The sequence below is a fragment of the Erythrobacter sp. BLCC-B19 genome (assembly GCF_028621955.1).
Taxonomy (GTDB): Bacteria; Pseudomonadota; Alphaproteobacteria; order Sphingomonadales; family Sphingomonadaceae; genus Erythrobacter.
Genome location: NZ_CP117516.1, coordinates 2,834,092 through 2,847,362 on the forward strand (window position 1 = coordinate 2,834,092; position 13,271 = coordinate 2,847,362).

Annotated in this window: 11 protein-coding genes; all 11 read left to right on the top strand. The window is 68.0% G+C overall.

From position 1 onward, the window contains the following. Positions 1-16 precede the first annotated feature (16 nt). The 11 genes from PS060_RS13275 to xrtA all read left to right on the top strand — a co-directional run bounded on the left by PS060_RS13275 (position 17) and on the right by xrtA (position 13,268). Entirely contained in the window at positions 17-1,558 is a 1,542-nt protein-coding gene (locus PS060_RS13275; protein WP_273986920.1) for an acyl-CoA ligase (AMP-forming), exosortase A system-associated, read from the top strand. Then, positions 1,555-2,781, top strand: coding sequence for a pyridoxal-dependent decarboxylase, exosortase A system-associated (locus PS060_RS13280; RefSeq protein WP_273983791.1), 1,227 nt, complete (start codon positions 1,555-1,557; stop codon positions 2,779-2,781). The genes PS060_RS13275 and PS060_RS13280 overlap by 4 nt, the downstream gene beginning before the upstream one ends. 200 nt (positions 2,782-2,981) lie before the next feature. After that, the gene (locus PS060_RS13285; RefSeq protein WP_273983792.1) at positions 2,982-3,623 is read left to right on the top strand and encodes an XrtA/PEP-CTERM system exopolysaccharide export protein; all 642 of its coding nucleotides are present in this window, start codon (positions 2,982-2,984) and stop codon (positions 3,621-3,623) included. A gap of 15 nt (positions 3,624-3,638) precedes the next feature. Then, complete coding sequence (locus tag PS060_RS13290; protein WP_273983793.1) at positions 3,639-5,162, top strand: XrtA system polysaccharide chain length determinant; 1,524 nt, start codon at positions 3,639-3,641, stop codon at positions 5,160-5,162. Between the two features lie 13 nt (positions 5,163-5,175). Continuing rightward, a complete protein-coding gene (locus PS060_RS13295) occupies positions 5,176-6,192 on the top strand; it encodes an AAA family ATPase (protein ID WP_273983794.1) in 1,017 nt (338 codons plus the stop codon). A gap of 3 nt (positions 6,193-6,195) precedes the next feature. After that, complete coding sequence (locus PS060_RS13300; protein ID WP_273983795.1) at positions 6,196-7,854, top strand: preprotein translocase subunit YajC; 1,659 nt, start codon at positions 6,196-6,198, stop codon at positions 7,852-7,854. A gap of 16 nt (positions 7,855-7,870) precedes the next feature. Further along, positions 7,871-9,043 carry an XrtA/PEP-CTERM system-associated ATPase gene (locus PS060_RS13305; RefSeq protein WP_273983797.1) on the top strand — a complete coding sequence of 391 codons (1,173 nt, stop codon included), beginning with the start codon at positions 7,871-7,873 and terminating at the stop codon, positions 9,041-9,043. A 2-nt stretch (positions 9,044-9,045) separates the two neighbouring features. Next, a complete protein-coding gene (locus PS060_RS13310; protein ID WP_273983798.1) occupies positions 9,046-9,981 on the top strand; it encodes an XrtA system polysaccharide deacetylase in 936 nt (311 codons plus the stop codon). Next, positions 9,978-11,039, top strand: coding sequence for a FemAB family XrtA/PEP-CTERM system-associated protein (locus tag PS060_RS13315; RefSeq protein ID WP_273983800.1), 1,062 nt, complete (start codon positions 9,978-9,980; stop codon positions 11,037-11,039). The genes PS060_RS13310 and PS060_RS13315 overlap by 4 nt, the downstream gene beginning before the upstream one ends. After that, positions 11,039-12,271: a TIGR03087 family PEP-CTERM/XrtA system glycosyltransferase gene (locus PS060_RS13320; RefSeq protein ID WP_273983802.1), complete on the top strand. Its 1,233-nt coding sequence runs from the start codon at positions 11,039-11,041 to the stop codon at positions 12,269-12,271. The genes PS060_RS13315 and PS060_RS13320 overlap by 1 nt, the downstream gene beginning before the upstream one ends. Then, positions 12,261-13,268, top strand: coding sequence for an exosortase A (gene xrtA, locus PS060_RS13325; protein ID WP_273983803.1), 1,008 nt, complete (start codon positions 12,261-12,263; stop codon positions 13,266-13,268). The genes PS060_RS13320 and xrtA overlap by 11 nt, the downstream gene beginning before the upstream one ends. Positions 13,269-13,271: the final 3 nt, after the last annotated feature.

Consider the following 13,271-nt stretch of genomic DNA (forward strand, 5'->3'; position numbering starts at 1 on the left):
AAGAATGCTCCTGACTATGCCGCAACTGCCCGATCCGCTCCCCTTTCCGCTCGATCACCTGGCCGAACTGGCCGGGGCGGCGGGGCGTGGGGAGAGCCCGGCGCTGGTGCTGCGCGAGGGCACGCTTAACCACAATCAGTTAAGGTTGCGTGTTGCTCGGTTGGCCGGATGGCTGGCGCAGATGGTGCCCGACAAGGGTGCGCGGGTCGCAACCTGGGCCGCGAAGGGCGAGCTGACCTGCCTGCTGCCGCTGGCGGCGGCGCGGGCCGGGCTGGTTCATGTGCCGGTGAATCCGCTGCTGAAACGCGCGCAGGTGGCGCATATTCTGGCTGACAGCGGCACGCGGCTGCTGATCGGCACCGGCTCGCGGCTTGCCTCGCTCGAACCCGGCGATCTGCCCCCCGGCTGCGCCGCGCTGGGCGAGGGCGAGGCGCTGGCGGCGGCAGAAGCGGCGGGGCGCGAGCTTGGCCCGTCTGCGGCTGATCCGGCGGACCTTGCCGCGATCCTCTACACCTCGGGTTCGACCGGCCGCCCCAAGGGGGTGATGCTGAGCCATGCCAATATGTGGCTCGGCGCGGTGAGCGTGGCGCATTACCTTGGACTTGCCGAGGACGACGTGACGCTCGCCGTGCTGCCGCTGTCCTTCGATTACGGGCAGAACCAGCTTCTGAGCACCTGGTATGCGGGCGGCTGCGTGGTGCCGCTTGATTTCCTGTTCCCCAAGGATGTCGCCAAGGCCTGCGCCAGGCATGGAGTGACGACGCTCGCCGCCGTGCCGCCCTTGTGGGTGCAGCTGACCGAGATCGACTGGCCGCCCGAGGCCAGCGCGCCGCTACGGCGGCTGACCAATAGCGGCGGGGCGCTCACGGTCGATCTGGTGCGATCCCTGCGCGGCCTGTTCCCGCAGGCGCGGCTGTTCCCGATGTATGGCCTGACCGAAGCGTTCCGTTCGACCTATCTCGATCCCGCGCTGGTCGATACCCACCCGACCTCGATGGGCAAGGCGATCCCCTTTGCCGAGATCCTCGTGGTGAACGACGCGGGCGAAGTCGCCGCCGATAGCGAGGAGGGCGAGCTGGTGCATTGCGGCCCGCTGGTGGCGCAAGGCTATTGGCAAGACCCGGAACGCTCGGCGGAGCGCTTCAAGCCCGCACCCGCTGCGTCCACCTATGGCGGGATGGCGGTGTACTCGGGCGACCGGGTCAAGCGCGAGGCGGGTGGATTGCTCTATTTCGCCGGGCGGCGCGATGCGATGATCAAGAGCGCGGGCAACCGCATCAGCCCGCAGGAGATCGAGGAAGCCGCACTCGCCACCGGGCTTGCTGCCGAGGCGGTGGCGCTGGGCGTGCCCCATCCGCGTCTCGGGCAGGCGGTGCATCTGGTGGTGCGCGGCGATCCGGCGGGGGCGGAGGAACTGCCGAAACGGCTCCAGCGCGATCTTCCCAATTTCATGCAGCCTCAGCACATTCACTGGCGCGAAGCGATGCCGCTGAACCCCAACGGCAAGATCGACCGCACCGCGCTGCAGGCGCAGCTCAACAAGGAATATGGCGAATGAAGCCCGTCGGCCCGATCCCTGCCGGTTACGAGACGCTGGACGGCGAGCTTGCCATCGGCGGCAAGACCGCAAGCGCGCTGGTGGCCGAGGCGGGGCGCACGCCGCTGTTCGTCTATTCGCGCGCGCTGCTCGATGCGCGGGTGGCGCAATTGCGCGCGGCACTGCCAGCGCGGGTGGGGGTGAATTATGCCGTAAAGGCCAACCCGCACCCGCTGGTGATCGCGCACATGGCGCCACTGGTCGACGGGTTCGACATTGCCTCGTCAGGCGAATTGGCGCTCTGCATTGCGGCGGGGATCGACCCCCGGCGGATCAGCTTTGCCGGGCCGGGCAAGCGTGACGACGAGCTTGAGGCCGCGATTGCCGCTGGCGTGACGCTCAATTGCGAGAGCGAGGGCGAGGGGGTGCGCGCGCTTGCCATCGGGCAACGTCTGGGCACGCCCCCGCGCATCGCGATCCGGGTGAACCCCAGCTTTGTCATGACCGGATCGGGCATGAAGATGGGCGGCGGGGCCAAGCAGTTCGGGGTCGATGCCGACAAGGTGCCCGCTCTCGCGCGGCGGCTGATCGGCGAGGGGGCCGAATGGCGCGGCCTGCACATCTTCACCGGCAGCCAGACCCTCAGCGCCGATGCGATCATCGAGGCGCAGGCCAATGTCCTCGCTCTGGCGGCGGAGCTGACCGAGGCAATCGGCCACGGCTGCCCCAAGCTCAACATGGGCGGGGGGCTGGGCATACCCTATTTCCCCGGCGACACGCCAGTCGATCTCCCCAAGGTCGGCGCGGCGCTGGCCGAGCGGGTCGCAGACCTGCCGCCCACGCTGGCGGAGACCGAATTGTGCATGGAAATGGGCCGCTATCTCGTCGGCGAGGCGGGGGTGTACCTGTGCCGCGTGATCGACCGCAAGGACAGCCACGGCACCACCTTCCTCGTCACCGATGGCGGGCTGCATCACCAGCTGGCCGCATCGGGCAATTTCGGCACGGTCGTGCGTCGCAACTATCCGTCAGCGATTGCAACACGTTACGGGGCGGAGCCGACGGAAGAAGTCAACATCGTCGGCTGCCTGTGCACCCCGCTCGATCGGCTCGCCGACAATGCCATGATGCCGCACGCCGAGGTGGGCGATCTGGTCGCGGTGTTCTGTGCCGGCGCCTATGGTGCGAGCGCCAGCCCGAGCGCCTTTCTCGGCCATGGGCCAGCGGCTGAAATGCTGGTCTGACACGCGGCTCGCTCGGCTGCGTTAACCCCTGCCAGGCCGCTGTCCCGATCCGGGATAGGGCGGGATTTGGCGCTGTATAACTAACCAGATGTTCACCAAATCCTGCGACACAAGCCCCGATATCCGGGCGCTCCCGTGTCGCAGGTCGCTCCTGCGCGTTAACGCGGCGCCCGCAAGAACTGGCCAAGGATCGACCACCAATGACCCATCATCTGCCCTTCAAGCATCTCGCAAGCCTGGCGATCGGCGCTGCCTTGCTCGGCGCCTGTGCAGGGGGCGGCAAGGAGCTTCCTGCGGCAAGCTATGGCGATGGTTCGGTCGCACCGTCCGAGGAATACACCATCGGGCCATTGGACGAGATCACCATTCACGTCTGGCGCAACCCCGAACTCAGCGCCGACAAGGTGCGGGTGCGCCCCGATGGCCGCCTGACGATCCCGCTGGTGCAGGACATCCCGGCCGTGGGCAAGACCGCGACCGAACTCCAGACCTACATCGCCGGCGAGCTGTCCAAGTATATCGAACAGCCGATCGTCTCGGTCATCGTCAACACGCCGGAAGGCAACTTCACCCAGCAGGTGCGCATCATCGGCGCGACGCCGCAGCCCGCCTCGCTGCCGTTCCGCGCCAACATGACGGCATTGGACGCGATGATCGCGGTGGGCGGCCTTGGCGAATTTGCCGCTGGCAATCGCGCCAAGCTGATCCGGCTCAACCGCGAGACCGGCACGCAGACCGAATACCGCCTGCGTCTGGCTGACCTCATCCGCAAGGGCGATGCCTCGGCCAATGTCATGCTCAAGCCCGGCGATACCATCATCATCCCCGAGAGCCGGTTCTAAGGGGCGCGCGGGGGCATGAGCGATATCTTCGACGAATTGCGCGCGGCGCTCTGGTCGGTCTGGCACCGGCGCTGGATCGCGATTGCGGTCGCGTGGGGTGTGTGCGTGCTGGGGTGGCTGGTCGTCAGCATGATCCCCAACACCTTCGAAAGCAAGGCGCGCGTCTATGTCGACGTGCAGGATGTGCTCTCCAAGCAGCTCGGCATTGCCGGGGACGGCAAGGAAGAGATCATGCGCGTGCGCCAGACGCTGTCGAGCGCGAAGAATCTCGAAAAGGTCATCACCTCCACGCGCCTTGGCGAAGGCATCACCGAGCGCGGCGCGCTGGATGCGGCGATCAGCGAGCTGGAAAAGAAGGTCAAGGTGACGAGCGAGCAGGACAACCTGTTCGAAATCACCGCCGAGATCGGCAAGGGCGATCTGGGCGATGCCGAGAACGCCGTGCTGGCGCGCGATGTGGTGCAGAAGCTGCTCGACATCCTGCGCGAGGAGCACGTGATCGGCAACCGCACCGGGATCAGCACCGCGATTGGCGATCTCGACCGCCAGCTGGACGAGCGCAAGCTTGAGCTGGAACAGGCCGAACAGCGCCGTCTGGCGTTCGAGGCGCAATATCCCGATCTTGTCGGCGGCTCGGAAACGCTGTCGGCCAAGGTGCAGCAGGCGCGCACCGAACTGCGCAATGTCGATGCTGATCTGGCGGCGGCGGAAAGCGGGCTGGCGGCGATCGGTTCGCAGCTGGCGAGCACCCCGCGCACGCTGCCCGGTGGCGGCGGCCCGGCGATGGGCCCGCGCGCGGCGCTGCTCCAGGCGCAGACTCAGCTCGCCGAACTGCGCGCCCGCGGCCTCACCGACAGCCACCCCGATGTCGTCTCCACCACCAAGCAGGTCGCGATCCTGACCCGTCAGGCCGCAGGCGCGGGCGATGATGTGGGCGGCACGCCCAACCCCGCCTATGCCTCGCTGATCGCGATCAGGAGCGAGCGTCAGGCGAGTGTCGAAGCCTTGCAAGCCCGCCGCGCCGCGCTCCAGAGCAACTTCGCCGCGCTGATGGCGAGCCAGGCGAGCGAGCCGACCGTCGCCGCCGAAGCCAACCGCATCAGCCGCGATTACGACGTGCTGCGCCAGAACTACGAAAAGCTGCTGCAGGACCGCGAGGCGCTGAAGACACGCGGCAAGGTCGAGGACAAGGCGAGCCAGTTCCGCTTCGACGTGATCCAGCAGCCGAGCGTCCCGCAAAAGCCCGCCGCACCCAACCGCCCGTTGCTGCTGCTGGGCGTGCTGATCGTCGGCCTCGGGGCAGGCGTGGCGGGAGCCTATGCGATGGGGCAATTGAAGTCGAGCTTTGCCACCCCGCAGAAGCTGGAGCGCAGCTTCGATCTGCCGGTGATCGGTTCGATCTCGCTGACCATTTCCGAAGCGGCGCGCGCGGCCGAGAAAAAGCGGCTGAAGCAGTTTGCCGGAGCCTGCGCAGGGCTTGGCGCGATGTTCGTGATCCTGCTCGCGATCGAGGTCGTCTCGGTCGGATCGATTGCGTGAGGGGGGACACACGATGACCGACAACAGCAAGATCAACCGGGATGGCGCAAGGCCCGCCTCGCTGTTCGAGCGGGCGGACGCGGCCTTCGGGCTCGATCCGCGCCGCGAAGGGCTGAAGCTGCCCCCCGTGCCGATTGACGTGCCGCCGGTGCCACAGGCGCTGCGCCGTCCGGCCCCCCAGCCGCAAGCCGCGCCGCAAGCCGCGCCCCAGCCTGCCGCGCCGTCTTTCGCCAAGGCGCCTGCGCCGCAGCCCGTCGCCGAACCGGCCAAGCCTGCCGCAGAGGCACCGCGCGCGGTGGCCTTTGCGGGGCCGTTTGCGCGGATCGACCGCGAACATCTGCGCGATGGCGGGTTGATCGTGCCCGAAGACCCGGTGACCGGGCTTCTCGAAGAGTTCCGCATCGTCAAGCGCGAGCTTCTGGCCGATGCCCGCGCCGGTGCCAGCGCGCTGGCCCGCCGCATCCTGGTCTGCTCGCCGCATCCGGGCGAGGGCAAGACCTATTGCGCCACCAACCTCGCGATCGCGCTCGCTGCCGAGCGCGGGCTTGAGGTGCTGCTGGTCGATGCCGATGTGGTCAAGCCGAGCGTCACCCAGCGCTTCGGGATCGAGGCCGAGCAAGGCCTGATGGACGCGCTCGCCGATCCGTCGATTGCGCCGGAAAACCTCGTGATCCGCACCGATATCGAAGGGCTGTTCGTGCTGCCGGCGGGCACCGCAACCTCGCGCGATGCCGAATATCTGGCGAGCGCCCGCACCGGCGCGGTGCTCGACCGCCTCACCGTGGGCGCGCCTGACCGGATCGTGATTTTCGACACGCCCCCCGCGCTCGCCGCATCGCCCGCCGCAGAACTCGCCCAGCATGTCGGGCAGGCCTTGCTGGTGGTGCGTGCCGACGAGACGAGCCGCGCTGCGCTGGAAGACGCACAGCAGCTGCTCTCGGCCTGCGCGGATATCAAATTGCTGCTGAATGCCGCGCGCTACAGCCCCTCGGGGCGGCGCTTCGGCACTTATGGCACGAAGGGAAGGTAAGCGATGCTCCCCCGCATTCTCACATCGGCACTGACGCTGGCGGCGCTGGCTGCGGCGGGCCATGCCGCGCCCGCTTTCGCACAGGCGCAAGGCGGCGCCGGAGCCGGGCAGGGCGGCGACGTCCCCGGCCAGCGCGCCAACCGCGTGGTGCAGCCCTATATCGAAGTCGGGCAGGTGGTCTCCGCCGAGATCAGCCCGGGCAACGACGTCGTCACCTTCACGCAGGTGGCCGCAGGCGTCGACATCAACGTGCAGGGCCGCAATTCGGGCGCTGCCGTCTCGGTGCGCTATGAACGCAATATCGGCTATGGCGACGACAGCGTCGACAGCAACACCATCAGCGGGGTCGCGCGCGGCACGCTGGGCGTGGTGCCGGGCAAGCTCAGCCTTGAGGCTGGCGCGCTCGCCTCGCGCAGCCGGATTGACGCAGGCGGCGGCACCACCGCCAACCCGCTGGTGCGCGAGGATGCCGAAAGCCGGATCTATTCCGCCTATGCCGGACCGAGCCTCAACACCCGCGTCGGCGATGTCGCCGTGCAGGGTGTGGCCCGCGTCGGCTACAACCGCTTCGAGGCCGATGATGCGCTGGTGACCCAGCAGGGGCAGGCGGTCGACGTGTTCGATGACAGCGTGACCTATATGGGTCAGCTGCGCGCCGCCACCCGCCCGGGCGAGCCGCTGCCGGTGGGCCTTGCGGTCACCGCAGGCGGCTTTCAGGAAGACATCGGCAATCTCGATCAGCGCGTGCGTGACCTTTACGTGCGCGGCGATGTGACCGTGCCGGTCAGCCAGAGCCTCGCGCTGGTGGCGGGCGCGGGTTACGAGGATGTCGAGATTTCCAGCCGCGATGCGGTGCGCGATGCCAATGGCGTGCCGGTGATCGGGGCCGATGGCCGCTTTGTCACCGATCCCAATGCGCCGCGCCGGATCGCCTTCGATGTCGACGGGCTGCTGTGGGATGTGGGCGTGCTGTGGCGCCCATCGTCGCGCACCAATCTTCAGGCGGCGGTCGGGCGGCGGTACGATTCGACCACCTATTACGGCACCTTCACCTATGTCCCCAACCAGCGCAGCGCCTTTGCGGTGTCGGCCTATGACGGGGTCAGCGGCTTTGGCGGGGTGCTCAACAATGCGCTCGCCGGGCTCGACAGTGATTTCCAGGCGATCCGCAATCCGGTGACCGGCGACTTTGCCGGGATCGTCACCGGCACCGAGGGGCAGGCGCTGATCGGCGGGCTCGGCTCGACCCGGTCGGCGGCGTTCCGCGGGCGCGGGGTGCGCGCTTCGTACCAGCGCACCATGGGCCGCACCGTCGCGGCGCTGGGCGCGGGCTATGACCGGCGCACCTTCATTGCGGCAGCGGGCACCGTGCTCGCCCCGGTCAACGGCCTCACCGACGAAAGCTATTACGTGGTCGGCGGCCTCACCCGCCAGATCGGGCAGGACGCGAGCCTGACCACCAACGCCTACGTCAACTGGTTCGACGCCGCCGGCAACACCAACGACGTCACCGCCGTGGGTGCCTCTGCTGCTTACAACCAGGCCATCACCCAGCGCCTCGTCGGCCGGGCGGCGATCGCGGTCGACTGGTTCGACAGCGAATTCACCGCCGAAGACTTCGCCTTCGCCACCGCGCTGGTCGGCCTGCGCTACAACTTCTGATCGGGACACGCGGCTCATGTACGAACAATTCTACGGCTTCACCGGGCGCCCCTTCCAGCTGACCCCTGATCCGCAGTTCTATTTCGAGAGCACCAGCCACAAGAAGGCGATGAGCTATCTGGGCTATGGCCTGGTGCAGGGTGAGGGCTTCATCGTCATCACCGGCGAGGTCGGTGCAGGCAAGTCGACCCTGGTCGCGCATCTGATGGAGCGGATCGACCCCAATGCCCTGAGCGTCGCGCAGGTCGTCACTTCGGCGCTCGACGGGGCCGAGATCGTCCACGTCGTTGCACAGGCCTTCGGGCTTCATGTCGAAGGGCATGACAAGGCCGGAGCGCTGGGCGCCATCGAACGCTTCCTGCAGGACGAGGCCCGCGCCGGTCGCCGCTGCCTGCTGGTGGTGGACGAATGCCAGAACCTCGATCTGACCGCGCTGGAAGAGCTGCGGATGCTCTCCAACTTCCAGCTGGGCGCGCATCCGCTGCTGCAATCGCTGCTGCTGGGCCAGCCCGAATTCCGCCGCACCGTGGCACATCATCCCGATCTCGAGCAGCTGCGCCAGCGCATCATCGCCTCGCACCATCTTGAAGCGCTCGATGAGAGCGAGGTCGAGGCCTATGTCCGCCACCGCCTTCAGCACGTGGGTTGGAATGGACGGCCGGCCTTTGCCGCAGGGCTGCTGGAAGGGCTCTACCGCCATACCGACGGCATCCCGCGCCGGGTCAACCAGGTGATGAACCGCCTGCTGCTGCTCGGCGTGATCGAGGAGCGCGAGGAACTGACGCTTGCCATGCTGGGCGATGTGATTGCCGAGATGGCCGCCGATCAGAACCGCGGCGCGCGCGGTGGCAGCGATCTGCGCGCGGCACCCGAAGCCGCGCCTGCGGCCGTGCCGCCGCCGCAGGGCAGCCTGCCCGCGACCGAAGTCGCCGCGCTGCTCGCCGAGCGCGATGCGCGCACGGCCGAGCTTGAAGCGGCGATCGGCGAATTGCAGGCCGCAGGTCTCGCCCGTCGGACCGGCGAGGGCGAGGCCCTCAATCCCGAGGAGGCGCAGGTGGCCGAGGCTCGCCTTGCCTCGGCGCTCGAACGGATCGAGGCGCGGCTTGAGGAACAGGAGCAATCCTTCCGCCACGTGCTCACCATGCTGATCGAGTGGCTTGAGGAAGACCCGTCGCGCAGGGCCGCCTGAGCATGAACGCGCCCTTTCCCGAGTTTCCCGGCTCTGACCTCCACAATGGCATCGTCAACGGCCTGTCGGTCGATGTCGAGGACTGGTTTCAGGTCGGCGCCTTCGAGAACGTCATTGCCCGCGGAGAGTGGGACAGCATCAAGACCCGCGTGGAAGACAATGTCTACCGCGTGATCGATCTGTTCGCCGAAGCCGATGTCAGCGCGACCTTCTTCACGCTGGGCTGGGTGGCGCAGCGCCATCCCAACATGATCCGCCGGATCGTCGATGCCGGGCACGAGATTGCCAGCCACGGCTATGACCATGCGCGGGTGTTCACCTTCACGCGCAAGGAGTTCGGCGAGGATATTCGCAGGGCGCGCGAGGTGATCGAGGATTGCTGCGGGGTCGCGGTCAAGGGCTACCGGGCACCGAGCTTCTCGATCGATCACCGCACGCCCTGGGCCTTCGCCGAACTGGCCGAGCAGGGCTACGTCTATTCGAGCAGCGTCGCGCCGGTGGTGCACGATCACTATGGCTGGCCCGAAGCGCCGCGCTTTGCCTTCCGGCCTCTGCCGTGGTCGTCGATGATCGAAATTCCGGTGACGACCGCGATCCTCGGCGGGCGGCGTGTGGCGGCGGGCGGGGGCGGGTTCTTCCGCGTGCTGCCCTATGCCTTTTCGCGCTGGGCGATCCGTCAGGTCAACCGCAGCGATGGCCGTCCGGCGGTGTTCTATTTCCACCCGTGGGAGGTCGATCCGCAGCAGCCGCGCGTCGGCCATGCGCCGCTGCGTTCGCGCTTCCGGCACTATACGGGCCTTGCCAAGATGGCGGGCAAGCTGCGCGAGCTGGTGCATGATTTTCGCTGGGGCCGGATGGATCTGGTCGCCCACCGTGAAGCTGCGCGGGCAGAGCCGCTGGTGCTGCCCGAACCGGCCGAGGCCGAGGCGGCGGAATGAATGCGCCGGTGAAATCCGGCGAAGTGGTGCGCGTCGCCGACTGGCGTGATCCGGGCGAAGCGCGCCGGATCGCGGGCTTTGTCGCCGAAGCGGGCGCGAGCCTGTTCCACAGTCCCGCCTGGCTCAAGGCGGTCGAAGCCGGCACCGGCCAGCGCGCTGGCGGGCTGGTGGCCGAACGCATGGGCGTGCTGACAGGCTGGCTGCCGCTCACCGAAGTGCGCTCGGCCCTGTTCGGCAAGGCGCTGGTTTCCAGCGGATTTGGCGTGGCAGGCGGGATCATCGCCGCGAGCGACAGCGCCATGCAGGCGCTCGCCGAGGGCGCGCAGGATTACGCGCGCCGCGCCGGATTTGGCGGCATCGAACTGCGCGGCGGGCCTGTTCCCGCAGGCTGGGAGGCGTGGTCGGACAAGCATTGCGGCTTCGAACGTGCGCTTGCCAGCGACGATGAAGCAGAGCTGCTCGCGATTCCGCGCAAGGCCCGTGCCGAAGTGCGCAAGGGGCTGGGTTTTGGCCACCGTGTCACGGTGGGGCGAGCCAAGGAAGACCTCGCCGCGCATTATGCCTGTTACAGCGCCAGCGTGCGCAATCTCGGCACGCCGGTGTTCCCGCGTTCGCTGTTTGCCGCGATGCTGGAGGCCTTTCCCGACAAGAGCGACATTCTTACCGTCTGGCAGGACGATACCCCGCTGGCGAGCGTGCTGAGCTTCTATCACGATGGCGCGGTGATGCCCTTCTGGGGCGGGGGCGTGTTTGCAGCGCGGGGCGCGCGGGCGAACGAGGTAATGTATTATGCACTGATGCTGCACGCCCGGCAGCAGGGCATGAGCCGTTTCGACTTCGGTCGCTCCAAGACCGGGAGCGGGCCTTTCGCCTTCAAGAAGAACTGGGGCTTCGAGCCGCAGCCGCTGACCTATTGTGCCTGGACCGCCCCGGGCGCGCCGCCGCGCAACATCGATCCCACCGACGCGAGCTACAGCCGCAAGATCGAATTGTGGAAACGGCTGCCGCTTCCGGTCGCCAATCTTGTGGGGCCGTGGATCGCGCGCGGGCTGGCGTGATGGCAGGGATCCTGTTCCTCGCCCACCGCGTGCCGTTTCCGCCCGACCGGGGCGACCGCATCCGCTCACACCACCTGCTCGCTGCGCTCGCCCGGCTTGGCCCTGTCCATGTGGGCTGCTTTGCCAATGAGGATGGCGGCGGGGACGACGCGCTCGATGCGCTTGCGGCCTCCTCTTGCATCGTGCCGCGCGCCAAGCCCCTGCCGCTGGCGGGGGTCGAGGCGATGGTGACAGGCAAGCCGGTCAGCCTCACCGCGTTCCACAGCCGCAGGCTTGCCGCCTGGGTGCGCGAGACAATCGCCCGCGAGGGGATCGAGGCCATCGTCGTCTTTTCCGGGCAGATGGGGCAGTATGTGCCGGCGGACTTCACCGGCCGCGTCGTCATCGACCTGTGCGATGTGGATAGTGCGAAGTTCGAATCTTACGCCGCCGCGGGCGAGCGCGTGTGGCTCAACGCCCGCGAGGCGCGGCTGCTGGCGGCGGAAGAGGAACGGCTTGGCCGGCGGGCCGATGCGACGATCCTGATCTCCAAGGCCGAGGCTGCACTCTATCGCAGCCGCCTGACCTCACCGGACGCAGCCCATGTGCAGGTGATCGGCAATGGCATTGATGCCGGGTTTTTCGACCCCGCCGCATCCGCGCCGCATCCCGCGCTCACAAGCGGGGCGGGGCCGCACTTCACCTTCACCGGCCAGATGGATTACCGCCCCAACGAGCAGGCGGCGCTGTGGGTGATCGAGGCGCTTATGCCGCTCCTGCGAGCCAAGCACCCGAATGCGACCTTCCATGTCGTGGGGCGCAACCCGACCCGTGCGCTGATGGCGCATCATGGCACGCCGGGTGTCCATGTCTGGGGTGCGGTGCCCGACGTGCGTCCCTTCATCGCCGCAGCCGACGCCGTGCTCGCCCCGCTGCTGATTGCGCGCGGGGTGCAGAACAAGGTGCTGGAGGCCATGGCGATGGCGAAGCCCGTGGTGCTCACCCCTGATGCGGCCACCGGGATTGCAGCCGAGGACGGCGCGCATTGGCTGCTGAGCCCGCCTGCACCTGAGGCCATGGCCGCGCGGATCGCGGGCCTGCTTGAAGACGCCGAAGCGCCCGTCCGGATCGGCGCGGCGGCGCGGCGCTTTGTGCTCGAGCATCATGGCTGGGAGGCGATGATGGCCCCGCTTGCCGGATTGATCGGCCAGCCCTCGCAATCGCGCAGCGAGAAAGCGCGCCATGCCGCCTGAAGCTGCCGCTCTCAATGGCGGACCGATGCCCGGCACAAGGCTTCCCGCAGCCTGGAAGGCACCGCTTGGCGCCCTGGCGCTGGCGGCCGCCGCCTTGCTGGCGATTACCGCGCCAGCGTGGGGCGCGATGTGGCACCAGTGGTGGAACATCGACACTTACAGCCATCTCTTGCTTGTCCCTTTCATCATCGCCTGGCTGGTGGCGCTGAAGGAAGAGGAACTGGCCGCAATGGTGCCGCAACCGTTCTGGCCGGGGCTTGGCCTGGTGGCGGCAGGGCTCGCGCTATGGACCGCGGGAACGCGCCTCGGCATCAACCTTGTTGCCGAGGCGGGGGCCGTCGCGGCGCTACAGGCCGCGGTGGTTGCACTTCTCGGTGTGCGGGTGAGTGTGCTGCTCGCTCTGCCACTCGCCTGCATGGCCTCCCTCGTGCCCTTTGGCGACGAGATCATCCCGCCCTTGCAGATGATAACCGCCGACATCGCCATCGCGCTGACCCATGCAAGCGGCGTGGCGGCTCGGATCGACGGGATCTACATTCACACCCCCGCCGGGCTGTTCATCGTGGCCGAGGCGTGTTCCGGGGTGAAGTTCCTGATCGCGATGGTCACGCTTGGCGTGCTGGTCGCCTTCACCCGGTTCCAGCACAGGCGCGCGCGGATCGCCTTCCTTGCCGCCTGCGTGATCGTCCCGATCCTTGCCAACGGCGTGCGGGCATGGGCGACGATCTACGTCGCGCAATTCGTCGGAGCCGAGCGGGCGAGCGGTTTCGATCACATCGTCTATGGCTGGATCTTCTTTGCTATCGTGGTCATGGCAATGCTTGGCGCGGCTTGGCGCTTTTTCGACCGGCAGCCGGACGATTATGGCTGGCCGCCCGAGACCATCGCTCGCTGGAACTGGCTCACGCGCACCGAGGCGCTGACAACCGCGCCGAGCCGGGCCGTGATCGCGATCGTCACCATGGCCGCGATTGCCGCCGTGGCCACGCTGCTCTAGGCC